The following is a 24,340-nucleotide window of genomic DNA, read 5'->3' on the forward strand; positions in this document are numbered from 1 at the left end:
ATCGATTATTGCCTACGAAGTTGATTCACAACTAACTAGGAGAACATTATGACTTCAAAAGTAAATGCAAAGCCATCAACACCAATAACACCACAAGCGGCACAACGAATTCAAAGCGCTACAGCTAGAGCAAATGGCGGCAGTGTGCCTAAAGGCAGTTTTGCGGCACGAGCAACTAGTAGCGCCGCAAAAAATAGTAAATAATGGCGAGGGGCATTGCCCCTCTTTCAAAAGGAATTTTTTAGGGTTTAAATTAATGACGACTATCAATGAGTCTTATCCAAACATTGGGTATGTTTTAAATCGTCTGGCTGATATTGCCGACACCAAGTCATTGGCTACTAAGGGAAAGAGCCGTTTTCGCAAGGAAGAAGACTTAGCATCCAGAAAGTCTATAGATCCAACACTGATTGGAGAGTCAGTGCGACACTTATTTTATGAACCAATCTCCGAAGTCGTTACAGATAGTTTCGCACAGTTTTTCTCCGACAGTATTTGGATGGGGTTAAATAACTACGTCGAGATCATTAAGCGTGTGCCAATGGAAGGAGTAGCACAAGAAAAAGTTGCTTATATGCTAAATAAGCACCTAGTAGTTGAAACACTTGCCAGTATCATTTGGAAAGTAGGCGTTAATCAAATGCCAACCAATACAGTGCCTAGCTTTTATTGTGATAATTACCCTATCAAAGCCCTAATCGCTTTTTATGAAAGCCAACAAACACTTCCTGAAAACGATATAAAGCGATTCTTTGAAGGCACTGACAGGACAGTTCGAAAATGGCGAAGTGGTGAAGAACTTCCTAATATAGGTAACCTAACTCTGCTGGCTCAGTGGACATCGTTATCAAATTCAGATGCAATTGATGAAGATAAGGAAACCTTGTTTTTGACAAGGTTCATAGATTCATTTCATAGAAAAACACACCATCAATTTGTAAACGATTTAAAAGATGCTGTCGTTTGGCGGTTGCAGCATAATCAAGAGCCTACATTAGATTTTGGGCAAGTATTTCATCAGTTTTATATCAATGAGATAACCTCAGCGAATCTATATAAACTATCTGCTGAAGGTAATGAGCTACACAAGTTGTTAAGACGCTCTTCAACTAAACCTCTGGGCAGCCTTGTTGATTATTCAGCACGCTTAGCTTCCTTACAAAAATCTATTGAAGAGCATAACCTGAATGATGAGTTGCAATATCATCAAGACTGGCTCAAGGGACGATTACTGTTACTAAGTGGTGAAATAGAAAAAGCACTTGAACACTATGTTAGTGCTGTAGAGTCCTCACTGTATAAATCAGGTGAAAACATTCGTAATTTATTAAAAGAAGCGCTAGCCGTTGCCGCAATCCAAAGCAAGCCTCACAAACCAACCTTAAAGAAACTAAAAAGCCGAGCATTAACGTTTTGTCCCAAAATCATAGAACCTCACCTTAGAGCGTTGCCAGTAAAGATTGGCAATGAAGATATTGAAGACTGGAAATTATGGTTTGTAATGCGCTTTCCAAAATCGGGGTGGTTTGATGAAGGAAAGTCATTACTTATGCAGCGGATGGAAGAACTTGAGCTTAAGGAAATAGCAGAAAAATGTGGATGAAACGTTTTTAACTAGCGTTGCAATATGTGGTAGCAAAAACTTCGCTAAACGTCTGAGGTTGGTGAAACTAAAACCCGCAAAGAGCGATTAATTCCCCTTACAGGGTCTCTAAATATTGTTGAGGTCATCATAAAAGGAGAAGCAATTGAAAGACACTCAACAAAACCGATTTGGCGTAAGTTATGGGCTGCACGTGATCAGTCACTGGCTCACCGAGTTAGGTCGCGTATTTATCTTTGCGACAACCGCAGCAATTATACTGTCATTTGTTAATCAAGAAGGGCTATCAACCTTCCGTATAATATTGGCACTAGTATTTGGTGGCGCAATGATGTTAGTCGGCATAGCATTGGAGCATTGGCTATTTAAACAGAAGTTTGAATCGCTAAACCTATAACGTGCACATTAAAATATTAAGCACTGCCCATGCAGTGCTTATTTTTTTGATTCTTTAAACTCTTTGCGAAAAGCACCTGGCAGCATGTGCTCCTGTATCAGTATGTTTTCTCGTATAAAGCTAATTTTATCAGTTTCAGTGAGCCTAGCTTTAAAAGAATGCTCTAGTAAAAAGAGTGGCATCAGTTCATGGCGTTTAAGCTTTTTATAAGCTGCTCTTCCTACATCAACTCTTTGAATAAAGGCTTCAAGGGCGTATTCGACAATCATTTCTTTTGAAACGCGATATTGTTTGCACCACCCACCCAAGTCATCAACTAAACTCTGCGGCATTCTAATTGAGTAGGGCTGGTTCACTCCCTCTTGGTCTAAAGTTTTCTTTTTCTGCTTAAACCATGCGGCAACCATTGGTGAGTTTGGCCTTAGCTGGTAATAGTTACGTTTAAAGAAATCAAGTTCGTGTTGCACTAAAAAGCCCCCCCAATCAGCATGTTTAATACACAATATATTGGCTATTTCTGTGTATTTGTCTGAAGTTTTTCTATTTATTTTAAATTTTCTTGAAGATTCTGACATATCTATACCAGCACTTACGTCAATTGACGTAAAAAGTTGTTATAACTATTTATTTTGAAATAGTTTTCAAACAAACGTGAAAAAACGGCACTATTTCGTAAAGCGAAGTAGGTAAGCCGTAAAAAAAGCATTTAAAACGACAAAAGAGTACCATTTAAAAAATCTTTTTAAAACATAACTAATTTTTACCCCTCTTTATTATCAATTAGTTACACAAAGTTGCTGTATAAAAATAAGACTATATTCGAGTATTTACTATACAGCTTTACAAGTAGTTCATACCTTTTTTAAAGTGCTGAAAAAGAGAGAGGTTTGATGACTATTTCATCCATTTATCAACTTGATATTTATACAAGCCCAACCTTTAATTATAGCTAAGATTGATTTTTAGCCAAAAAATCTTGGGCATTTTCAACTAAATTTTTTTGAGGCGAACATGAAGGGTAAAAAAAAATTCAACAAACACCGTTCAAAACACACCATTAACTTTTACAGTGCTAAAAATGGTTGTCATATCTGGTGTGAGTCGTTTCTCGAACGCAAATACGGGATAACGCTCGAATTTGAAGAGTCTATCCATCAATATGCTTCCCAACCAGAATCATTTAGTGTGTATGGAAGACGTTATACTCCTGACTTTTTGGTGGAATATAAATCCGGCCATGCCGAATATGTAGAAATCAAACACACCCACTATATGAATGATGAATTCTTTGAGCGCCACTTCCTCAGGAAACGAGTCATTTATATGTTAACAGGGCTTGAACTGGTGCTGAGGAGTGAGCTTGATGTTGACAGCATTGAGGTAGAAAACTACGAACTACTCATGGGCTACAAGACTCTTGACGTCAATCATTTACAGCCCGTTATCTGTAACTTACCAAAAAGAACAAAACTGTCTCGACTTGAAAAGTTAGTATCTAATTTGCCTGGTGGCTCACGAGCGCACGCTTGGTCACTCGTCGCACAACAACACTTTTATTTTGACACGTCAAAGCCTTTTAACGCAGAAACAACATTGATGAGGAAGAAGTAATGTATCAGCCACCTGTGGTCGGTGACACCTTCATCGATATTGAACAGCGTAAATTTAATCTAGCATATTATGATGAGCTGCAAGCATTACTAAACCCTGACTCGATGTTAGGTTCGGAAATTGGCTTGCACTTAACTCAAGATGACTTTCGCTCGAAAATAGACAGCGGTGAATTACGACCAGCATACGCCATAACACACGAAAATAACGAGCTGACAGCATCACAAAAAAAAGAACTGAAAAAGCGAGAGCCTTACATTACCGAGTTAGCAACATTGGTGCATGATGGCTATAAACCTACAGTTGACGAGACCATCGATAAGCTCAAACAGATTGTTCATGACAAGTACCACATCGGCACCGAAAAACACGGTAATAGCACTATTGCACGTTGGTGGAAACAATATCGAGAAGCAGAATTTAATCTCAAAAAGTCAATTGCTCCGAGAAAAAGCCAACCCAAGCGAACCAATGCGGCCACGGAAAACTTCCTCAACCGATTTTTTACTGACACTTGGGTAAAAGGCAACATTGAAAACATTGCGAGAGGCTACTCAAGTTATTCTAAAGCAGTTTTAAAAGCTCAGACGCAAAATGACGCTATTGAACAGGTTAGCGAACGAACGTTTAGCAGACGCATTGAAGGACTTAATGCATTTAATATCATTTTAAACTCTGGAAACTACAGCGAAGTTAAAAAAGCACTACGTACATTATCCAAGAAAATAAAAACCACTCATGTGCTTGAGCGAGTAGAAATGGACCGGATGTCACTTAACTTGGCTCTTATTGACGAAGAAGGTAAACCAACGGGCAACGTCAGCATCTATATTGCTATTGACTGCCACTCACGCTACCCGCTGAGTGTTACATTCGAGCTGGGCACCTCTGAGGATACGGAAGGGGTTGTTCGATCATTTAAGCGTATTTTTGAGTCAACCAGTGACCAGCTAAACGCTTGTGGTATTCCTTTTAAAATTATTGTGGATAATGGCAGTGGCTATAAAGCTGAGCAGTTCAAACAAATAACCCAACGCTTAGGGTGTGAGTTAATCAAAGCTCCATCGAATGAACCTTGGCGAAAACCTTTTGTTGAGTCTTTCAACAATACGTTGCGGGAAGAATTCTTTAAAGGAGGCGAATTTAAATTACCTGATGGAACAATAACCATAGGTCTTCCAGGTTATAAAGACAAACGCACCCACAAAACAAGTAAGCCGTCGTCTGAAGAAACCATTAAAAAAGCCGCTTCCTTGCCTGTCGAGGAGTTTGCCTCGCTACTGCATGATTACCTCGTTCACTATGTAAACTCAAAGCACTCAAGCCTCAACAACAAAACACCACAACAAGTATGGAACGAGTCAATTGCTCTAAAGCCTCTCATTCCTGTCAATAAAGAACTGCTCAGTGCTGCTTGCCATTATATAGAGCACAACCCTTCATTAAGCCAGCGAGGTACAGTTCAGGTCAACAAGCAGGTTTTCGCGGATGACCGTATAAAGCAATGCTATCTAGATGCAAAAACTCTCGATAAAAACCAAGATATGACGGTTACTGTGAAATCTGACCCAGATGATGGCCGTTGGGTAACAGTCATCGCAGACTTCCCATGTTATGACCACCCTAAAGTATTCGATTTTGTAGAAAACCGAAAGCTATCTGGAAATGAATTGGAGTACCCACTGTCATTTGAAGAACTTAACACAACATCAGGGACGCCTGAACGGCGAGATATATTCAGTCGTAAAATTGCAAAGTTAGTTAAGCAAAGGACAAGATCACTTGGCAGTGGCAAGCCAGTTGCTACTGCAAAAGAAAACTTATCTAAGGGACTATCTACGGCAGAGCGCATTAAGCGAAGTAATCAGAGTTATGCATACAAACCTATCAAAAAGTCGAAGAAGTCCAAAGAGGATAATACACCCTCAGATAAAGGAAATATTAAGCGAAAAGTAAGCCCTAATCGCAACGAAGCTCAGCTTGGTTTATGGCAGGACTAGCCAATGTTTAGCCACCCAAGTCTGAGCAAGTGCCTTGAACTAATAGACCAAGTTCATCAGCAAAGTTTTGGTAAAAATTATGGATTACTTTTAACAGGTCTAAGTGGTGTTGGTAAAACGTGTTTAGCCAAGACATATCTAGCACGTTTTCCAACTTTATGTACTCCCGAAGTAACCTACTATCCGGTCATTTATGTAAAGTTAACGGAGACTAAAACAGCTACTGATTTTCTTATACAGGTCGTTAAAGCTCTCACTTCAGTCATAGGTAAAAATGCCAATAAAGCTCATATCGTTCAAGACAGGCTTGCCGTTTTACTTGCCGCGCATCGCGTACAACTGATCATTATCGATGAAGTACAGGAATGTTTGACGGATATCGACGGAATCACTAGTCAGCGAATGGCAAAGCAAATAGCAGCGCTGCTAGATAACAACCCAAAAGTTTCACTTATTTTAATGGGAACGCCAGTCGCCAGCCGATTGTTAAAGCTTAAATATGGCAAATCAACGCACAGATTAAAAGGTGAGGAGCAACTGAGCCGCCGTTTCCTATCTGAACAAAAGCTTTACATAATCCCTTCTCGCTGCGAGTGCTGGCTTTTGTGCTGTAATTACTTTGCCACCGAATTTCGATTTCCGCCATTCACTCTAGACGACAAACCTATACTTAATCGTTTGCATGTCGCAACCGACGGCAGAATTGGGCTGTTAACGAAGCTTTTTGCTATAGCTTCAACCAGTGAGCGTAAGAATCTGTTGGCTAAGCTTGAAGATGCTTACCTGTTGGGAATTAATTCATCTGCTTACAATCCTTTTGACACACTTGCCCTAACTGATAATGACATCGTTGGGATTTTAGATTCGAGGGAATTTGATTAATGTTATCGGTAATGCCTAAACGAATCGCAGATGAAAGTCTAGCAAGCTACCTATTACGCTTGAGCCTTCGAAATGGGTTCACCTCACCGCTCGAATGGCTTGATAAACCAATGTGGAGTGCGGTTACAAAAAATACAATTAGCATTAAACAACGACAGCTATTAAGTGAACTCGTACCCTGTGCTATGAGCACTAGCGACTTAAGCTTAGCACCAAAGCACTCCATACTATTTCTAGATTGTCACACTGATATGCCTCGTATTTGTCCCTATTGTGTAAAGGGCAAAGGATATCTAAAAGAAAAGTGGCGAAACATTGGTAATTTATCATGTGAGCTGCACGGTTGTGTGCTCTGCGATAGCTGTCAAGAATGTGGTGAACAACTCATTTGGTCACCTTTATTATTACAAGGTACTTGCACCAACGAGTTGTGTTTGTGCCCAATAAAAAGCTATCCGATATCTAGCCAAATAAACGAATTATTCATAGATGAAATCTGCGATTGCTTGCTAGCTAGCTTGTTTATTCAAAATCCTTACACAACTGTTTTACCCATTTACCATCATCCATCGGCATGCAACTTCAACAGCGCATTAGAGCAGGGCTTCAACTTCCTCAATGGCAAAAAAGTATATGACCAATTTATAGAACGATTAGGTGATGCAACTAGTCCTTTTTCTCAACTTCCAGAAAAATTTCAATTCTTTCCGTTAACACTACTAATACGACACCTCAATGCAGCATGGCCTATAAATAATTGCTGCGTTAGCTTTCTCCAAACACCACAAGTATCCTCCAGCTCAAATCGACATATAGAATCATTTATCGTTACTTTTGATAGTGCGATTAAACTTCTTGGCATTACAAAAAAACAGATATTTCACACTTTACCTGAACTCTCTGCTAAAAAAGTTATACCGCAAAATCAGCAAATAGATATTGCGGCAATAATTAATCGAACCACTATTTCTGTGGCCGATATGTAACTCCAAAAAGTGCCTTTTTAGAATTTCAGGTGATCATCAGCATCAATGAGAAAAGCACAATCAGACGGGTCATTTATTGGGTACCCGTAATAGTGGAAAAAAGCACTATTAGTGACAATTTCCGACACTATATTGTAAAAAAGCACTATTATGATTTCCGTGGATTGTTGAAAAGTTATTCGATCTGGACAAGGAAACTGCAATCTTCATGATACTGGTTTGATTTCTCCACATTTTTCAAGATAACAAATTGATGTGTGATTTATTTTAAATATCAGCATTTTAGGTATTTCCTTGTTAAGCCGAATGGGTTGATTAATTCAACTTGAAGGTAACCATTCTTTAGGTAGGCTGAAACCCGCCTTAGGTTCTCTATTTCTATGCACGCCCCCACCATTTTTACTCTAGCTCCAGTATAGTTTGCTCATCTAGCTCATATTTGTTACTAATACAGAGGCAATGAAGTTGAACACACAATTACGTTTGACGTTATTGTGTAGTAAACGAACCCTAACCAGTACACTGGTAGGGTTACATACAGGGACTATATTATGAGATTTTTGCAAACAATTCTTACTCGCAGCGGCAGCCAATTTTTCACTGCTCACGTGCGACTAAGTAAGCTACTAGATGCCACTGACTGAGATTCTCAATCCGAAAGTCAATTACCATCACAATTCTAAACACCTAGCCTTGTACAGATAGAGCAGTTTTAAAAAGTAATTCACCTTTAACTCGGTTAAATGTGAGCTGCTTAAAGTGCTCAAAGCCTTGTGATTTAAAAAATTGCGTATGTTCGTCACGAGTCACAAATACCGCTATACCAGAGGACTCAGGATTGTCATGTAATAAACCATCTAAGCCTTTAAGTAATTGGCGGCCAAACCCTTGACCATGAAAATGTGGGTCAACGGCGATAAACGCTAAAAAGTAGTAATTGCCTTGCGGCTTTAGTGCATCACGAATAGTTTTTTCTTTTTCAATTAATTGATTCGTTTGCAAATAACCGGCACTTAACATCAACTTTAATCGCCAATGCCAATAACGCTCTGCTTGAAGTTGGCTACTTGACTCAAATACACAAGCAACTGCTTTTAACTTATCGTTACGGTAAAGGCCAATTAAAGGCTGTTTTTCTTGCCAAAAGCTACTGAGCTCTTCGCGAATAAGCGCACGGAGTTTTTTTTCATAGTCCAGAGGGCTTTTTTCGTTATACCCTAGCAGAGTTTGTAAAATAGGGTCATTTTGGTAGGCCTGATATATAAGGCTTGCAGCGGTACTGATATCTTCTGGTGCAATATGTTGCACGCTAAACGTGTCTGTGGATTCTGCTGTGGCTGTCATTTTATTTCCTTTATTATTTTATACCCTTTGTCATTACGCCGCGTAACTTGTTTGGGATTAATTTTGAACTACAACGATGACCAAATGCTCATATAACTATATACCTAAGTGGGGCAAATAAGCGAATTTACATTTTAGTTAGTACGCTCATCCACTGCATTGAGTCAGATCATGCTTTAGCGACTTACTACTGAGTAAATAAAGCGTAAATTCAGTAAGGGTTAAACTGGCTAGATATATCATTCCCCCCTAGAGTTAATAAGTATTAAGTATTAATTCATTAAGGAGCACGATTATGGATACGACTAAGCACGACATAAATACATTGTTCGCACAATTAGGGTTACCTAATACAGAAGCAGAAATAGATGCATTTATTGCATCGCATGCCATTTCGGATACCACATTATTGCAAGATGCTCCCTTTTGGGATGAAGCCCAACAACACTTTATTGCTGAATCGCTGGCGGTTGATGGCGATTGGAGTGAGGTAATTGACGAACTCGACTCTCGCCTTCGTCAAAATAATTAAATCGCACATTTTAATGTGTCTGAGCCACTTTATTGTTACCATACCTGCTCGCAACTTCCATGTTGCGAGCTTACTTTATTAAAGAGTTATAAATCGAATGAATGCTGCTGTATTTGAAGCTATTAAAGTCCTTCTTGATGAAGGCAAAGTCCCCACTGTTGCACTAACTAAAAGCCGTTTAGTAAAACCACTTCCTATGCCGGTTATTATTGCAGCAGTGAGTCAATATAAAAATAATCCCGATTCAATTTATAATTTAATGAAAACACCCGAGCAAGCAAGTAACTCAGATCCTAAAAACACTCAGTTAGATAGAATTGAGCAAAAACTTGACCGATTACTTGCTTTGCTAGAGCAAAAATAATTTGAGACTATAAATGTTTGTTGTTGATTTAACATTTGATTGCTACCAAGACACAACCCTAGAGCAAGCCGAGCAGGCAATAAACCGCTTAGTGAATGCATTACGCTTTAATGGCCAAATCATTGGAGAGGAATTTCCAACGGTTTTAAAAGATGGCTATTTTATTACTCGTGTAATGTGCCCGACCGAAGACGCCATGCACCCACTTAATAACAGTGCGTTTGTTAAACACAGTGTTGAAAAGCTTCATGGCGCTGGTTTGCTTGCTCCCAAAGTAAAGGTCATCGGTCAAGATATTCACTCCAATGGCGCCGATGGCTGTAAAGAGCCATCAAGCTATATTTTATACACCACCTATGTGCATACATGTAGCCCACTGTATTGTGGCGATGACTTTTTACCCGTGCCGCTATTTAAGATTCCTGCGATTGCTAATGGTGACTATAAAACACTAATTAAATGGCAAGAAGATTGGCAAGCGTGCGATCAAATTCAAATTAATGGTGCAACACGCTGTGAATTTCCAGCGCTTGAAGAAATAGCCAGCACCCAAAGTGATTTATACCGCCGTGGTAAAGATATAACTAAACGGATTAGTTTTTTAACTAAAAAGCCTGTTTACTATTATTTATACCGTGTAGGGGGGGTTGATAAAGCCTCTGAACTTGAGCGTAAATGCCCGAGTTGCCATGGTGAATGGAAATTACCCGAGCCATGGTTTGGCTTGTTTGATTTTAGGTGTGAACCGTGTGGTTTAGTCTCTAATATTTCGTGGGATTTTCAATAAATCCCACGCTTAAGGTGCTATGTCTAAAAACATCACACCTTAAAACTACCTTATAATTATACTGTCAACGATGCTATAAATTCACTGAGGTTTTTGGCAAGTACATGATGTGGCTTTTTACCTACATACTCTAAGCACACCTCACCTGTTTCTACTAATACGGTAACAAGCAAATCGTCTTGGTCGGTTAACCCAATAAATACACTTGGCGCTTGTTTGAGTTTACGTTTCATTAAAACATGGCCAGTGATATTTTGTTGCAGTAGGTCAAAATCATCTTCATTCCATGCTTGTAATAATTCCACTTGATGTCCGTCAATATTGGCTACAACACTGCCAGCAAACATATGACCATAAAATTGACTCAACGCCTCTGGAAACTCAAGCTCCAATGCGTTAGCGAGATCGGTTAATGAACCTGTAGGCTCTCTAACTATCGCTTGCCATTGGATCATGCCATGTTCATCGGCGCTACCTATTTCACATGGGCTTGGCCATTGCTCATCGTGGACGATTAATGGGCGCTTTTGTGTATTAGTAATCGTTTGTTCGCTAAATTTTTCGTGAAGTTGAGCTAATTGCATTGCAACAGACATACTGTGAAACTCATTTAATTTATATATAATGCATCCATTGTAACTATTTAAGAGCAAACATGACAGATTACAGCAATTCTCCCGATCTTAAAGGCAGCGTACTTGGTCAATCTACTGAGTATGTCGATCAATACACGCCCAGCTTGCTTTTTCCTATTGCTCGCAAGCTTAATCGCGATTCATTAAGTATTGATGAAACTGCGCTGCCGTTTAAAGGCCAAGACATATGGACAGGTTACGAACTGTCTTGGTTAAATACTAAAGGTAAGCCTCAAGTTGCGGTGGCATTGTTTACTTTCGAATGTCAAAGTAGTCATATTATTGAATCAAAGTCGTTTAAGCTTTATTTAAACAGCTTTAATCAAAGCCGTTTTGGGAGTATTGAAATTGTTAAACAACATTTAATTGACGACTTATCCAATGCGGTAAACAGCCCTGTAAAGGTAACCTTATACAGCGCTGATGACTACAATTGTATTCCTTGCACACCGCTTCCAGGTGAGTGTATTGATGAGTTAGATATTGAGATAGATAACTACCATATTGATGCCCATTCACTTAAATCACAAAGCAATAAAATAGTCACCGAAACTTTGCATAGCCACTTGCTTAAGTCTAACTGTTTAATTACTTCACAACCGGATTGGGCGAGTATTATTATTCGCTATACCGGTGAGCAAGTTTGTCGTGAGTCATTATTACGCTATTTAATTTCATTTAGAACTCACAATGAGTTTCATGAGCAATGTGTGGAACGTATTTACAGCGACTTAACCACTCAACTCCATATTAAAGAACTTGAAGTATACGCTCGTTATACGCGCCGTGGTGGGCTTGATATAAACCCATATCGCTCAACACATTATAACGAAACCCCATTTTCGGTAAAAATAAACCGTCAATAAGTGTCGCGTTACCTTAACAAAAAAGGAGCCTGAGGCTCCTTTTTTAGTCATTAAGTTGCTTAGTTGGCACCGCCATGCCACACACATCAATATAATTATGGCTGTACGCAAACCATTCTTCGCTGCGGTTACCCCTAGCAATAATTAATTGTTTGAATGAATCAGAGTCTGTTTTCATTACTTTAAATTGGCTGCTATCGTCTGCTACATCCGCTAATACTTGTAGATCAGTAATGGGGTTAAACTCGGTATTCTCAGTTGGCGTTCGCACTAGCTGATGAAAATGTGCCATGCCTTTAAGCACCCGACCAAACACGGTAATATTTTTGTCTAAATAACGCGGCCCTTGACCTATGGTGACAAAAAACTCACTGCTGGCACTGTTTATATCGTTATCGCGCGCCATTGCAAATATGCCATGACAATGGACTTGCCACGTTTGTGTATGCGCTTGGTTTTGTGCAACCGCAAAGCCACCTAAAAACCCCGTTACGGGTGCATAACCATCACTGCCCATCTCGGTTATTGAAAGTGGCTCAGTGGTGGTTAAATAAAATTCCGCTGGCACCGTGTTATCTTTAGTTTTGGCTAACTTTTTACCCGTACTATCGCCACCTTGAGCTACAAACCCTTCAACAAAACGGTAAATGTGAGTACCTTGATAAAAGCCTTGTCTTGCCAGTTTTTTAATATTCGCAGTGTGTTTAGGCGCAAGTTTGGGGTTAAGCTCAATATATGCGGCGCCTGTGGGCAGGGTTAACTTTAGAATATTCTCTGATTCGACCCATCGCCATTCATCATCTTTAGCCGCCGCAATAATCTCACTGCTTGTTAGCTTTTTAGCCGATGAGGCTGGTGATTGAGTACTGTGCTGGGCACACCCACCTAACAAGGCCGACACTAAAAGGGTCACTACACACTTTTTCATACCTTTCCTTTTTATTGTTATCTATTAGGGTCTGTTGACCTTTCAAGGTTAAATTTGCAGCAGCCTGTTTGGTATTTAGGCAAGGCAGAGCCTATGTGGTGTGGTTATTCCCCATAAATAGGCGATAACGCAGCATCAATGCCAAACAGGCGCTGCCCTTCGGGTTCTGCCTAGGGGCAATTTACTCTTTGTTACTCGGTTTTTACTTAGCCCACTAGGTTACAAACCTCGCGCCGCGATTAAACCGCCCCTAGTTTGAACAAATTTTAATCCGCAAAGGTCAACAGACCCTAGTCCCAATCAAACTTATACAGTATGTCTACGTTTTGGTATAAGCCACTGGTTATTTCTATGTATAGTTTAGAGAGTAACTGGTAGCGCACAGCCACTTCACTGAGTGAGTCGAACACCCCGACACTGTACTTAACCTGTAAGCTTGGGGCTATATAACCCGATATTTCTACTTTTGTTTGTTCACCACTGCCTTTAGAGCTTAAGCTTACATCAGATAAACCAAAGGTTTCACCCACCTTAGAAACCACTCCCTCACTGCGACTCACACCTTGCGAAAGTAATAGCTGAGTTAACATAGCATCTGTAGAGCTGTCGCCCTCTCCTAATGGTTGCCCATTGAGTAAATAGGCTAAGGCTTGGGCTTGATCCATCGCAGGCTCAGAAAATACTTTTAACGTAGGTTGCTCAACACTGCCGGTTAAAGTCACCCCGGCAATCACACCATCAGCGGTATTATCTGGGTTACGAATCGCTTTAATGTTGAGATACGGTTTGTCGATTGCGCCACTAAAACCTACTTGCCCTGTTCTAATTATCAAGTCTTGCCCGAAGGCTAAATACGTCCCTTCTATTAAATTAAGCTCTCCGGTTGCAATAATTGGCGTACCTTGGCTCATTTTAAGCGCTAAATCACCAGTTACTTTAGACTTGAGTCCAAACGATTCGACTTTTACATCATTTTTTACTGTTACTTTTAAGTCTACATCATAATCAAAAGGGACTTTTTTAGCCGCTTGTGTTTTTTGATCAATAATTATTTCATCATCGCTTACTTGCACCGCGCCCTCGGGCAGCTCTTCAATTTCTATACGTCCATAAGGCACAACCACTTCACCGACAAGGTTAAGCGCGTTATCTGCTATGCCGATTTTTAGATCGGGTGATACTTTAAATATCACACCCTGCTGCGCTCTAACAAAAAACTCATTGCCAACAACTGCAACATTAACCGCGGGTTGCTCACCTTGCCAATCAACATCACCGGTAAGTTTAACTTGCCCGCCTTGAGGATCACTTAAGTTACCTTTAATCGTTGCCGTGGTTTTATTAAATAAAATATGTATATTAGAGTCTTTAAGTGCAACGGGTAATTGCTCTCCCTCTAAATTAATGTCTGCTATATTAAGCTCACCATCTAACTGAGGATCTTTGAGCGTTCCTGCTAATGTAACCTGTCCGCTGATTGCCCCTTTAAGTTGCTCAAGCGTATCTAAAAATGGCTGAATGTCTGAGAGTAAAATTTTATCTATATTAACGTTACCAGAGAGTGTTTGTGTATTTTGAATGTCGTCAATATTTATATCGGTAGCTATTTTACCTAACACACTGGATGCCAAGTTAGCTTCAATTTTACCAACCTGCGAATCTGAAAAAGCACGAATACTGAGTGTTTCTATTGGGAGTTTAAATCGATCCTCTTCTGAGGTTAGCACTGCATTTAATCCATTAGAATTTACATTGGCTCTGAGTGTTTTAAGTGCACCTGACTGCCAATTAGCAGCAAAATCACCTGTTAAGTCTCCGCGTGTGCGAATATTATCTGGTAATAAGTGCTTAAGCTCTGCAAGTGAGAGGTTAGCAAGCTTTGCATTAAACTGCCCTAGCGCTTTTGTTTGCGACAAGGTATCTATACACAACTTACTTTGAGCTGATTGCCAACAATGAGCGCTCACATCAAAATCCCCGTTTTGTGTATTCACCATAACGGATATTTTTTTAGTATTATTAAAACTCAGCTTTTTATCACTAAGGGTTATGTCACTTAGCTCACCATTCCAAATGGCATTTTTCATTTTGCCATTAAGCTCAAGTTCCACCGCGCCTTTTTCGGCATCAATCGACGCGCTAAGTTGATGATCTGTTTTATCACCACTGGCAGCTATGTTTATATTATTAATTTGCTGCCCAGCGACCAGTGCAGATGCAACATTAACACTGAGATCAGTTTGCCAATCAGCGGCCGTATCTAGTTGAGATTTTATAGCAAGTTTATTAATGTTTATCTCATTAAAAATAAAACGATCTAGTATGACGGCTAAGTTAACCGAAGGGGTTAATCTGTTGCCGCGTACTTTTAAATCCGCTTTACCGTTAGCAATAAAAGGAAGATTAGCCTGCTCATCACTATTAAGCGTGATATCACCGTCAACTTGCCATGTATCATCTACCTGCCCATTCAAAGTTAACTTGTTAGCACCACTACTTAAATAAAAACTATCGATATCCGCTTTTAATTGATTATCTAACTTAAAGTTTGCAGCAAACTCTAAGGGAACGTTGTTTAAAAAGCCAGCTAGCTTAGTATTGTTCATTTGTAGCTGCCAGGTATCGACTTGGGCGTTAAATACGCCTTTAAACGTCCCTGAAACATCACTGGTTAGGGCATCGGTTAAGTATTGCGCTTTTAAATTTGATAAAACGCCGGTAAAGTCCGCTTTAATTCCCTGTTGCCAATCAAGCTGTGCTTGAATATTCGCAGCGCTATCGTTAGTTTTTAAAGCAAGCGTTTCAAGCGTTGCCTTGGTTAGTGTGCCTTTTAGCTGAGCATTTAAATCTACACTTGGATAAGCATCTAGCTGAGTATTACCCGTTAAACTTAATTCATAGTCGTTAGCATTACCTTGGGCACTTAAATTGATGTTTTTAACCTTTAGCTCATTATTTTGTGTATTAATAAGCCATTGATTAATTTTGCCATTAACACTAAAGGGATAGTTTTTCTGTTTGAGGTTGGCTGTTGCTCTCAAATTTAAAGGAAATAATCCTGTGGTATCAAGCGCAATGTTAAGCTTGGCTAGATCACCATTTATATCAAGAGTAGCTCCGTGTTCATTCCCTTTTAAGCTAATGTTGCCGTTAATAGGCATAGCCCCTTCCAGTGTTGCATCAAGCTGAGTATTTAACTGCCACTGCTGATAACCTGCCGATAGTGACTGTACTTTAATAGTGGCATCTTCTACGCTCATTTGCAGGGCAATATCATCAATTGAATAGTGTTGCTCGCCCTGATTTATTGTCACGTTGGTGATATTGAACTGCTCAACATTGATGTTAAGTGGCGAGATAAAATAGATATTGGGTAAAGCTGGTAATTCCTTAATAGCTGTTGTTGTTTGTTGATTAGCCGCTGCTTGTTGAGCTGCGGTTTGCTCTTTTAATACCACATTAATACGAGGAATGGTTAAGCGTTTAATTGTAACATCAGACCCTTCAGCCTTTGCCGACAATTGCAGAGTGTTAAGTGTTACATTTGCACTTGAATGATTTAAAATAAATTCATCAATAGCTAGATTTTTTAATGCAATATTAAAGGGTAAGGTTATTTTTTCTACTGCTTCGGTTGGCGTATCGTCTTTATTTTCAGCGCTTTTTGGCAAGGTTAATTTAATCGACTTAGCGCTTAAATTATCAATACAAATACCATCACATTGCCACCAAAATAAATCTATCTTTAGTTGCTGTGCATTAACGCTTAAGCCATTTTGGTCAAACTGTAAGTTAAATGCGTCATTGTATAAAAATCGGCCATTTTTTATTTCAATGGTTAATCCATCAACCAATTTATTCGCTGTATAAGCAAGCAATTGATTACCAGGGGCGGTAAACAAAACGCAAAACAGTGTAACTAACAGCGTTGCTAAAACGGCGCTAATTATCGCCGTTACTTTTTTAAATACTGACATTAAATTTCAGGCCCTATGGTAATACTTAAACGGGTACTTTTACTTTCTTTTGTGAGCCCCCACGCGTGATCAACTCTTATCGGACCAACCGGTGTTAAATAACGAAAACCAAATCCTGCACCTACTTCAAATTGTTCTGAAAAATCATTGGTTGCGGTCCCCCCATCAACAAACAGCGCAGCTCGCCAATTTTTAGCAAATTGGTAGTTGTATTCAACGGTACTCGCTAATAAATATTTACCACCAATACGCTCACCCTGCTCGTTTTGCGGAGAAATCGACTGATAAGCAAAACCCCTGACACTTTGATCGCCACCGGCATAAAATCGCAAAGAAAATGGCACATTATTTATATCATTAACAATCATTGCGCCCACGTTTGCTTTTAAAAAGATCAGATGGCGGTCAAGGTAAGTACGTAACCAAGCATGCTGTAATTGAACTCTAACCAAATTGGTACTTGAGAGTAAGCTATCGAGTCCAAACTCAGCTGAAATAGACCACTGCTCCCCCCAATAAGGTGTGGTGCCACCCTTTGATTGTTTACGCGCATAACTGATCCCAGGCATTAACATTTCAGTTGTTTTTTCTTCGTCATCCCCTATGCGGTAGGTTTCTTGCTCGCGCCTTAAAAAAGCCGTTCGTACCCATTTATGCTCAGTTAACCACTGGCGCTGTAACTGACCTGTTAGTATTTCACTGTAGGTTTCATTGGTTAATTCATCTTCCAACTTATAACCGACAGAAAAGCGCCATAAATCATCGTTCGGATCATTCACCGGCACGGTGTAAGCCATGGAAATATCTTGCTGTTTTTGAGAAACATTTAAATTGCTTTCAAGATAGTGCCCGTTATCGGTGATCCATGGTTTACTCCATTTAAAACGTACTTTCGGCCCTAAATCTGTACTAAAGCCACCACCAATTTCATAACTATTTTCTGGTTTATGTAACACATCCACTTTTATAGGAACTTGCTTGTTTTTTCTCGCTGTAATATCGGCGTAAACACGCACGCTCTTAAAATAAGGGGTACTTGATAAATCAAGATTATAATCGGCAATATAGGATGCTTTGTACGACTGACCCATTTTAAATGGCGCCAAAGAGCGGATATATTTTTCGGCTGGAGTATTTCTGGCAATTAAAATATCACCAAATTGATAACGAACTCCGCTATCAATAGTAAAAGTAATGGTTGCGCTGTGTTTTTGGAGTGATACTTCAAATTTTCTAACAGGCCATTTTGCATCGAAATATCCATACTCTAGCAATACTGACTCTATTTTTTTATGCGCGCTGCTATAAACCCCATGATTTAAAATATCACCTTGTTTTAAATTAAGATTTTCAATCGTTTTTTGAACGAACGGATCCTGTTTTGCTTCACCATTAACCGTTATATTAAGTGACTCAATACGTGTGGCTGGGCCTCGCTCTATATTTACAACAAGTTCGCGCTCGTCTTTATCAAAATCAATATTTACTACTGGACTATAATAACCTAAGGCTTTGATACTGTTCTCAACTTGCGTTTTTGCATACCGACGAAGTGTACGGGTTGGTTTTTCACCAACAAGTTGTTTTAAATAAAGTGCAACGTTATTTTCTAAGTCGCCACTGATCCCTTTAATTTCATAATCTTCAATTATATTTTCAGAGGCAATAGAAGACAGGCTTACTAACAAGCAAAAAAAACAAAAAAACTTTAAAAGCTGATTGAACAAGTAAATATCCTTACTGTGGTATCCATAAAATAAACCGCTAGACAGAGATATACTACCATAGCCACAATGAGCCTAACATTAACTTAATCGCAATTAACACTCAAAGATGCAGTCAAAATTTAGTACGCGTTAACGGTTTATTTTGGTTACAATAGCTATAACGAGTACAAAATAAAATTAATGAGTTTTTTAATGCAATTCCCTGATGATGACAATGGCCAGCTACTTGCTGAAATTTCCGCCGCTGGTGTAGATTTAAGTAAAATGCAACAAATTGATTTTTACATTTTATTTGAACAACAGGTTGATGCCGAAAAATTTGCAACTGAGATTGTAAACGATGCATTAGTGCAAACTGCTGATGTTGAAAAATGCAAAGATACCGGCGTTTGGGAAGTAATTGCCCATGTACAAATGGTGCCTGAACATGCACTGTTAGGCCAAGCAGAACAATACATTGAAAGCATAGCGAACAGCTTTAATGGCTATGGTGATGGTTGGGGATTAGACGCAGAAGAGGCATAATCCCTAATTTAAATGATGAATGATATCCAGCTTAGTCTATCGACTTAGCTGGTTTGCTTTTCTGAAGCTGCCTTTATAATCAAAAAGTTTATCTGCTACTTTCCAGCCATATTTCTTACTTTTTCGCGCAATCACAAAATCCGGTGGTATTAAATCAAACTGCGCTTTTATAACTTGCTCTGCACTGGTAAATTCAATGGGGGATTGGCCCAGACTTACACGCTTACCAAACTGCTGATGAAAGTAATACCGAGCACCTTTGTTTGATAAATCAAAAATTTCATCACAACTGGCTCCGTCTTCATCAAAATAAGTAATTTTTAACAATTGCTCTTTAAGTTTTACCACACTCAAGCCGCTACAACGTAGGACTAATGCATCTTTAAGGTTTAACGCATTGCGCAGCTTATCATCTGGGTCGGCCATCACAGCATTACAATCATGGCATTTTCGAGCAGCTATATCATTTTGTGCGCCGCACTGCTCACACTCTTTAAAACGAAAGCGGTAATCGCATTGCTCGCTTAAACCGTTATCATCTTCTAGCAAACCTTTACAACGCCTGCCGAAGTGCTCGATTACTTTGCCATCAGCATCTGTTTTGCCCCAAAATATATTGGCAAAGCCACACCCAGGACACAGCACTTGCACGGGTTCATTATCGCTATCGCCTTTTTTATCTCCCACTTCTGGGTAGAATAAATCAAAGCCATTGCCCGCATAGTCAATCACTAAACAATCATCTTTACCCTCAGCCAACCTCAAGCCTCTACCGACAATTTGCTGGTATAAACTTACCGACTCTGTGGGCCGTAAAATAGCAATAAAATCAACATGGGGGGCATCAAAGCCGGTAGTAAGAACCGATATATTCACTAAATACTTTAATTTTTTAGCTTTAAATTGTTTAATTATTTTATCGCGTTCGCTATTTGGCGTATCCCCCGTGATCAGCGCACTGTGATCCTCTGGTAGATAAGTCATTATCTCTTGTGCATGCATAACCGTAGCTGCAAAAATCATCACGCCGTAACGATTTTCACTGTATTGTATAACCTGTTGTAAAATTGTTTGAGTTGCACGGGTCGATTTTTTTAACAGCGCATTCATATCCTCATTGCTATATTGCCCAAATGCATTGCTAGTTAAAGATGAAAAATCATAATGGCTAATTGCAGCATCAACCTCTTTAGGGGGCGTTAAATAGTTATGCTTGATCATATAGCGCAAAGGTAATTCAAAAATACAGTGTTTGAATGGACTCTCTTTATTGCCTCTTACAAACCCATGGTAATGATGCTGATAAATCCAGCCTAACCCAAGGCGGTAAGGCGTTGCTGTTAAGCCTAATACTTTTAATTCAGGGTTGTGAAATTTAAGTGCATTAATAACCTTACCGTATTGGCTTTTCTTTTCGCCATTTACTCTGTGACACTCATCAATAATAAGTAGTGAGTAGTGCTCATTAAGTTTGTCTAAATTACGTGATAACGACTGCACACTCGCAAAAGTGACCTGATGGGTTAACGACTTCTCTTTTAATCCTGCGGAAAATATACTCGCCTCAAGACCAAAGCTTTTATACTTTTGAGCATTTTGCTCAACTAATTCTTTTACGTGCGCCAACACCAATATTTTTTGTTTAGCAATACGCGCAAGCTCAGCTATCACTAAACTTTTACCCGCACCTGTAGGCAGCACAATGACAGCAGGATCATTGGTTTTTCTAAAGTGTAAAACGGTGCGTTCAACCGCCTCTTGCTGATAGGGTCTAAGGGTGTAGGTCATCAAAGGTAAGAATTCTTAATCTAATTAATGGTTATGTTTTAGGAAGACAGCTTTATTTCACATTTGTTTAAATAATTTATATTCATAAACTAATATTCAAACTGTTTATAAATTTAGAGAACTATATTATGTATAAATATAAAAAAATACCCTTAATCAAAATGATTAAGGGTATTTAATTACATACTTAACTTATCTGCAATTCTAAGAAACTCTATTAGTATAAAAATATTATATTAATAGGTAATAGCTTTAAAATTTGTAAGTAGCTTGTAGGTAGGCAAATCGACCAATATTATCGTAAATCGCTGAGCCTGCACCTGTGCCAGTCGTACTTCCTGGTAAGCCACGATTGAATAAGTTATCAACACCTAACTTAAAGCCAACACCACTGTCAAAGTTATAAGCGACTGAAGCATCAGTTATAAAATATGAACCGTAACGCATTTCATTTGACGGGTTAGGGTTTGCTTCTATTTGTGTAGGATTGTATAACTCAACACCGTTAATAAAGCGTGTGCTAAAATCTACAACCAGGTTTTCATAAGTATAATCAACAGAAATACTACCCTGCCATGTTTCATTACCTAATACACCTTCATAGTCTGTGTAATTTTCAGGCTCAGCTGAGAAAGGATAATCCTTTGCTTCAATCAAATAAGTACCAATAAAGCTAGTACCAAAACTACCACCTAGAGCATCAAAATCATAACCCACCTCAAAATCTACACCAGAATTAAGACTGCGTGCGATATTAAGTGCAAAACCTTTTAATAAGGTAATTTCACTTGTATTTGGATCACGAGTTATAAGACCACAGAATTGATTGTCAATACCAGTTGGTGAATCTACACAACGGTCTATGATAGTTTGAAACCCAATACCACTAATTGTGTCATCAATATCAATTTCCCAGTAATCGGCTGTTACACTAAAGCCTTCTAACCATTCTGGCTGGTAAACAATACCTGCCGTAATTGATCTAGATTCTTCTGGCTGTAGGTCTGGATTACCACCAACTAAAGTCTCAAGCGTTGCGCTATCATAACTTGAGTCAAAATCAGCAGGTACACCAAGCGCTGCACAGTTAGCTGCACGAATAGCTCGGCCTGCATCACTCAACTGATCAAGCTCAGATACTTTACATTTATCATCTACATTGGCAAATGACTGACTTTGTCCAGAAAAGAGTTCATCAATGTTTGGCGCACGCATCGCTTCAGATACTGTAAAACGAGCACGTAATTCAGGCGTAATAGTCCAATCTAAGCCTAATTTCCAGCTTGTAGCATCACCTATAGTTGAATAATCAGCATAACGTACAGCTGTGTCAAACACTAAAGTATCGATTAAGAATACATCTTCAATTAATGGTACTGATAGTTCAAAAAACGCTTCTGTTACATCATAACCACCATCCGTTTCACCAAGTGCATTAAAGAATGTAGCCCCTGTTTTAGCAAAAGCATCTTCAATCGTCACACTTGTTTCATCACGGTACTCAACACCACCAGCAAAACCAACCATACCCGCTGGTAGTTCATAAATTGCCGAATTACTAAATGTTGCATTGAATACAGTTTGCTTGATTTCTGATGTACCAATTGATGTTGTTGTCACATAGTCAATTGCTTCTTGGCTAATTGCGCCGTCACCCATAATATTTGCTGCAACACAACCATCTGCACGAGCAGTTTCACTACGACAAACGATATTGCCACTGTCATCAAACACAGCATCAATAGCGTTAGCATAATTAGCCAAAATAACATTTGCGCCATTAATACGTTCTATCTCTGACTTACCATGAACTAAAGAGATATCCATAGACCAATCATCAGTAATATAGCCTTGGATACCTGCTACAAACCGAGTTGTTTCACGAGTATTTTCTTCTAAACGGCGACCAACATCGTTGTACATTTTGTTTACACCGATCATTGATAGCCCTTCTTCATCCATCAATGCTGCAGTGTCAGCTGATAAAAATGCATTATCTCGCTGTATCATATTTGCGCCACTAAAGAAGCGGAAGAAAGGTTGGCCTATATTTTCACCTTCTGTTTTAGAATATTTAGCTTGAAAATATGCGTTTAATTCATCTGTTACGTCATAATTCGTTTTAAAGTTAAAATTAACGCGATCAAACTTAGGTTGTATTTCTGAATATTGGCGTAAGTTAATGAAATCACAACCAGCGCTTCCACAGAATTGGCCATCATCAATAGCACCTGTATAAACATCGTTTAATGAGCTATCACCATTAAATTTACCTAAAATACCACCTGTATTTGGATTCCAAACAGTTCCTTGATTTGAAATTAAATAATAACCAGCATTAGGGACTACTATTCTATCCGGATAAGCTTCGCTATCAATTTGACCTTCTGGGCGAGATTGACCTGTCACAACATCATATGGCATGGATGCATACGATGTTGCAGTCCAAGGGTTGTCTAAAGCATTCAATGAGTTTTGTGTATTATATTCTACAGAGAATGCAGCATTACCACGCCCTTCAGCAAAATCTTTACCGTAAGAAAAAGTATATTTTTCATTTTGATAAGAACTATTATCTGCAAAACCTTTCGTTGCAGATACATTAAAACCAGTAATATCTTTCTTTAATATGAAGTTAACTACACCCGTTACCGCATCGGCACCATATACCGCAGACGCACCACCAGTAATAATCTCAACTTTTTCAATCCAAGAGCTTGGAATGGTATTCGTATCAACAGAAGATGTTCCTGGGGCACTAGAAACATGACGTTTACCGTCAACTAGTACTAATGTACGTTCACTGCCCATACCACGTAAATCTAATAAACTGATACCAGCAGTACCGATAAAACGGCCTGAGTTTGCAAGTGAATAGGTAGTTGCTAAGGCTGGTAGTTTGTTTAGTACTTCACCGATATTCAAAGCACCAGTGCTAACTAAGTCTTCGCCCGTAATTACGGTTACCGGCGATGGTGAAATAGCGCCTTCACGTAATATACGTGAACCTGTTACTTCAATGCGTTCTACTTTTTCTGCATTTTCTTCTTCTGCAGCAAATGAACTTGCTGAGAAAGCAGCTGTAGAAGCTGCACCAAAAGCTATCGCTAAACGAACAGCTTTTGAAACTTTGTTATTTAACATTTGATTCTCCCTAGAATACTATTTGTTTTTGTATTTTTTTGATCACACCTTGTTAATTAATTTGTGATCACGCTTCAGATGATAATACTTCAAACACAAGGCGGTCAACATTAAATTAACTTTAAAAGCACTTTGCATGACTTTTCATTATCATTTTTGGCGGTATTTTATTAGTTTTTTAAATTAATTTATGGATACGATTTAGAAACAAACTTGATAATTAGAAACAACATCATGGTAAACA

General features: G+C 39.0%; 20 protein-coding genes. 12 read left to right on the top strand and 8 right to left on the bottom strand.

Annotated features, from left to right (window positions below; genetic code table 11):
- Nucleotides 1–48: 48 nt before the first annotated feature.
- From PTET_RS10450 to PTET_RS10460, 3 genes are all read left to right on the top strand, one after another.
- Nucleotides 49–204: a hypothetical protein gene (locus PTET_RS10450; protein ID WP_077066488.1), complete on the top strand. Its 156-nt coding sequence runs from the start codon at nucleotides 49–51 to the stop codon at nucleotides 202–204.
- 52 nt (nucleotides 205–256) lie between these two features.
- Nucleotides 257–1,603 (top strand): hypothetical protein, encoded by a 1,347-nt coding sequence (locus tag PTET_RS10455; protein WP_096038597.1) that lies wholly within the window; start codon nucleotides 257–259, stop codon nucleotides 1,601–1,603.
- Between the two features lie 145 nt (nucleotides 1,604–1,748).
- Complete coding sequence (locus tag PTET_RS10460) at nucleotides 1,749–2,000, top strand: hypothetical protein (protein ID WP_048690588.1); 252 nt, start codon at nucleotides 1,749–1,751, stop codon at nucleotides 1,998–2,000.
- A gap of 38 nt (nucleotides 2,001–2,038) precedes the next feature.
- Here PTET_RS10460 and PTET_RS10465 read toward each other — a convergent pair whose 3' ends face one another.
- On the bottom strand, nucleotides 2,039–2,575 hold the full coding sequence (locus tag PTET_RS10465) for a hypothetical protein (protein ID WP_096038598.1): 537 nt from the start codon (nucleotides 2,573–2,575) through the stop codon (nucleotides 2,039–2,041).
- A 436-nt stretch (nucleotides 2,576–3,011) separates the two neighbouring features.
- On the opposite strand from PTET_RS10465, the gene PTET_RS10470 reads away from it, so the two are divergent.
- The 4 genes from PTET_RS10470 to PTET_RS10485 are packed head-to-tail and all read left to right on the top strand — an operon-like array spanning nucleotide 3,012 to nucleotide 7,479.
- The gene (locus PTET_RS10470) at nucleotides 3,012–3,611 is read left to right on the top strand and encodes a hypothetical protein (RefSeq protein ID WP_096038599.1); all 600 of its coding nucleotides are present in this window, start codon (nucleotides 3,012–3,014) and stop codon (nucleotides 3,609–3,611) included.
- A complete protein-coding gene (locus tag PTET_RS10475; RefSeq protein ID WP_096038600.1) occupies nucleotides 3,611–5,611 on the top strand; it encodes a DDE-type integrase/transposase/recombinase in 2,001 nt (666 codons plus the stop codon). The genes PTET_RS10470 and PTET_RS10475 overlap by 1 nt, the downstream gene beginning before the upstream one ends.
- Before the next feature lie 3 nt (nucleotides 5,612–5,614).
- The gene (locus PTET_RS10480; RefSeq protein ID WP_096038601.1) at nucleotides 5,615–6,493 is read left to right on the top strand and encodes an ATP-binding protein; all 879 of its coding nucleotides are present in this window, start codon (nucleotides 5,615–5,617) and stop codon (nucleotides 6,491–6,493) included.
- Nucleotides 6,493–7,479, top strand: a complete 987-nt coding sequence (locus PTET_RS10485; RefSeq protein ID WP_096038602.1) for a TniQ family protein — start codon at nucleotides 6,493–6,495, stop codon at nucleotides 7,477–7,479. Before PTET_RS10480 ends, PTET_RS10485 begins: the two co-directional genes overlap by 1 nt.
- 687 nt (nucleotides 7,480–8,166) lie before the next feature.
- On the opposite strand, the gene PTET_RS10490 is transcribed toward PTET_RS10485, so the two are convergent.
- Entirely contained in the window at nucleotides 8,167–8,823 is a 657-nt protein-coding gene (locus PTET_RS10490; RefSeq protein WP_028834078.1) for a GNAT family N-acetyltransferase, read from the bottom strand.
- Between the two features lie 295 nt (nucleotides 8,824–9,118).
- Here PTET_RS10490 and PTET_RS10495 point away from each other — a divergent pair, with 295 nt between their 5' ends.
- The 3 genes from PTET_RS10495 (at nucleotide 9,119) to PTET_RS10505 (ending at nucleotide 10,506) form a co-directional block, all read left to right on the top strand.
- A complete protein-coding gene (locus PTET_RS10495; protein WP_013465367.1) occupies nucleotides 9,119–9,355 on the top strand; it encodes a DUF2789 domain-containing protein in 237 nt (78 codons plus the stop codon).
- A gap of 97 nt (nucleotides 9,356–9,452) precedes the next feature.
- A complete protein-coding gene (locus PTET_RS10500) occupies nucleotides 9,453–9,719 on the top strand; it encodes a hypothetical protein (protein WP_024601586.1) in 267 nt (88 codons plus the stop codon).
- A 13-nt stretch (nucleotides 9,720–9,732) separates the two neighbouring features.
- Nucleotides 9,733–10,506 carry a Zn-ribbon-containing protein gene (locus PTET_RS10505; protein WP_024601585.1) on the top strand — a complete coding sequence of 258 codons (774 nt, stop codon included), beginning with the start codon at nucleotides 9,733–9,735 and terminating at the stop codon, nucleotides 10,504–10,506.
- A 56-nt stretch (nucleotides 10,507–10,562) separates the two neighbouring features.
- Here PTET_RS10505 and syd read toward each other — a convergent pair whose 3' ends face one another.
- Complete coding sequence (syd, locus tag PTET_RS10510) at nucleotides 10,563–11,102, bottom strand: SecY-interacting protein (protein ID WP_036953897.1); 540 nt, start codon at nucleotides 11,100–11,102, stop codon at nucleotides 10,563–10,565.
- A 59-nt stretch (nucleotides 11,103–11,161) separates the two neighbouring features.
- On the opposite strand from syd, the gene queF reads away from it, so the two are divergent.
- Nucleotides 11,162–12,007, top strand: coding sequence for an NADPH-dependent 7-cyano-7-deazaguanine reductase QueF (gene queF / locus PTET_RS10515; RefSeq protein ID WP_028834075.1), 846 nt, complete (start codon nucleotides 11,162–11,164; stop codon nucleotides 12,005–12,007).
- Between the two features lie 43 nt (nucleotides 12,008–12,050).
- Here the strand turns inward: queF and PTET_RS10520 are convergent, their stop codons facing one another.
- From PTET_RS10520 to PTET_RS10530, 3 genes are all read right to left on the bottom strand, one after another.
- The gene (locus tag PTET_RS10520; RefSeq protein ID WP_096038603.1) at nucleotides 12,051–12,935 is read right to left on the bottom strand and encodes a peptidylprolyl isomerase; all 885 of its coding nucleotides are present in this window, start codon (nucleotides 12,933–12,935) and stop codon (nucleotides 12,051–12,053) included.
- A 290-nt stretch (nucleotides 12,936–13,225) separates the two neighbouring features.
- The gene (tamB, locus tag PTET_RS10525) at nucleotides 13,226–16,912 is read right to left on the bottom strand and encodes an autotransporter assembly complex protein TamB (RefSeq protein ID WP_096038604.1); all 3,687 of its coding nucleotides are present in this window, start codon (nucleotides 16,910–16,912) and stop codon (nucleotides 13,226–13,228) included.
- The gene (locus tag PTET_RS10530) at nucleotides 16,912–18,639 is read right to left on the bottom strand and encodes an autotransporter assembly complex protein TamA (RefSeq protein ID WP_096038605.1); all 1,728 of its coding nucleotides are present in this window, start codon (nucleotides 18,637–18,639) and stop codon (nucleotides 16,912–16,914) included. Before PTET_RS10530 ends, tamB begins: the two co-directional genes overlap by 1 nt.
- A 192-nt stretch (nucleotides 18,640–18,831) precedes the next feature.
- On the opposite strand from PTET_RS10530, the gene PTET_RS10535 reads away from it, so the two are divergent.
- Nucleotides 18,832–19,164 (top strand): ribonuclease E inhibitor RraB, encoded by a 333-nt coding sequence (locus PTET_RS10535; RefSeq protein ID WP_008109396.1) that lies wholly within the window; start codon nucleotides 18,832–18,834, stop codon nucleotides 19,162–19,164.
- 36 nt (nucleotides 19,165–19,200) lie between these two features.
- Here the strand turns inward: PTET_RS10535 and PTET_RS10540 are convergent, their stop codons facing one another.
- Both PTET_RS10540 and PTET_RS10545 read right to left on the bottom strand, forming a co-directional pair.
- The gene (locus PTET_RS10540) at nucleotides 19,201–20,952 is read right to left on the bottom strand and encodes a DEAD/DEAH box helicase (protein WP_096038606.1); all 1,752 of its coding nucleotides are present in this window, start codon (nucleotides 20,950–20,952) and stop codon (nucleotides 19,201–19,203) included.
- A 252-nt stretch (nucleotides 20,953–21,204) separates the two neighbouring features.
- Complete coding sequence (locus tag PTET_RS10545; RefSeq protein WP_058154990.1) at nucleotides 21,205–24,096, bottom strand: TonB-dependent receptor domain-containing protein; 2,892 nt, start codon at nucleotides 24,094–24,096, stop codon at nucleotides 21,205–21,207.
- Between the last annotated feature and the right edge of the window lie 244 nt (nucleotides 24,097–24,340).

Origin of the sequence: Pseudoalteromonas tetraodonis (assembly GCF_002310835.1) — a bacterium.
GTDB classification, from domain to species: Bacteria; Pseudomonadota; Gammaproteobacteria; order Enterobacterales; family Alteromonadaceae; genus Pseudoalteromonas; species Pseudoalteromonas tetraodonis.

Bases quoted from the DNA above. Each gene is read 5' to 3' on its own strand.
- syd (WP_036953897.1), bottom strand. From the start codon at position 11,102: ATGTCTGTTGCAATGCAATTAGCTCAACTTCACGAAAAATTTAGCGAA.
- PTET_RS10480 (WP_096038601.1), top strand. From the start codon at position 5,615: ATGTTTAGCCACCCAAGTCTGAGCAAGTGCCTTGAACTAATAGACCAA.
- PTET_RS10485 (WP_096038602.1), top strand. From the start codon at position 6,493: ATGTTATCGGTAATGCCTAAACGAATCGCAGATGAAAGTCTAGCAAGC.
- PTET_RS10535 (WP_008109396.1), top strand. From the start codon at position 18,832: ATGCAATTCCCTGATGATGACAATGGCCAGCTACTTGCTGAAATTTCC.
- PTET_RS10500 (WP_024601586.1), top strand. From the start codon at position 9,453: ATGAATGCTGCTGTATTTGAAGCTATTAAAGTCCTTCTTGATGAAGGC.
- PTET_RS10490 (WP_028834078.1), bottom strand. From the start codon at position 8,823: ATGACAGCCACAGCAGAATCCACAGACACGTTTAGCGTGCAACATATT.
- PTET_RS10450 (WP_077066488.1), top strand. From the start codon at position 49: ATGACTTCAAAAGTAAATGCAAAGCCATCAACACCAATAACACCACAA.
- queF (WP_028834075.1), top strand. From the start codon at position 11,162: ATGACAGATTACAGCAATTCTCCCGATCTTAAAGGCAGCGTACTTGGT.
- PTET_RS10470 (WP_096038599.1), top strand. From the start codon at position 3,012: ATGAAGGGTAAAAAAAAATTCAACAAACACCGTTCAAAACACACCATT.
- tamB (WP_096038604.1), bottom strand. From the start codon at position 16,912: ATGTCAGTATTTAAAAAAGTAACGGCGATAATTAGCGCCGTTTTAGCA.
- PTET_RS10505 (WP_024601585.1), top strand. From the start codon at position 9,733: ATGTTTGTTGTTGATTTAACATTTGATTGCTACCAAGACACAACCCTA.
- PTET_RS10540 (WP_096038606.1), bottom strand. From the start codon at position 20,952: ATGACCTACACCCTTAGACCCTATCAGCAAGAGGCGGTTGAACGCACC.
- PTET_RS10475 (WP_096038600.1), top strand. From the start codon at position 3,611: ATGTATCAGCCACCTGTGGTCGGTGACACCTTCATCGATATTGAACAG.
- PTET_RS10545 (WP_058154990.1), bottom strand. From the start codon at position 24,096: ATGTTAAATAACAAAGTTTCAAAAGCTGTTCGTTTAGCGATAGCTTTT.
- PTET_RS10455 (WP_096038597.1), top strand. From the start codon at position 257: ATGACGACTATCAATGAGTCTTATCCAAACATTGGGTATGTTTTAAAT.
- PTET_RS10465 (WP_096038598.1), bottom strand. From the start codon at position 2,575: ATGTCAGAATCTTCAAGAAAATTTAAAATAAATAGAAAAACTTCAGAC.
- PTET_RS10520 (WP_096038603.1), bottom strand. From the start codon at position 12,935: ATGAAAAAGTGTGTAGTGACCCTTTTAGTGTCGGCCTTGTTAGGTGGG.
- PTET_RS10495 (WP_013465367.1), top strand. From the start codon at position 9,119: ATGGATACGACTAAGCACGACATAAATACATTGTTCGCACAATTAGGG.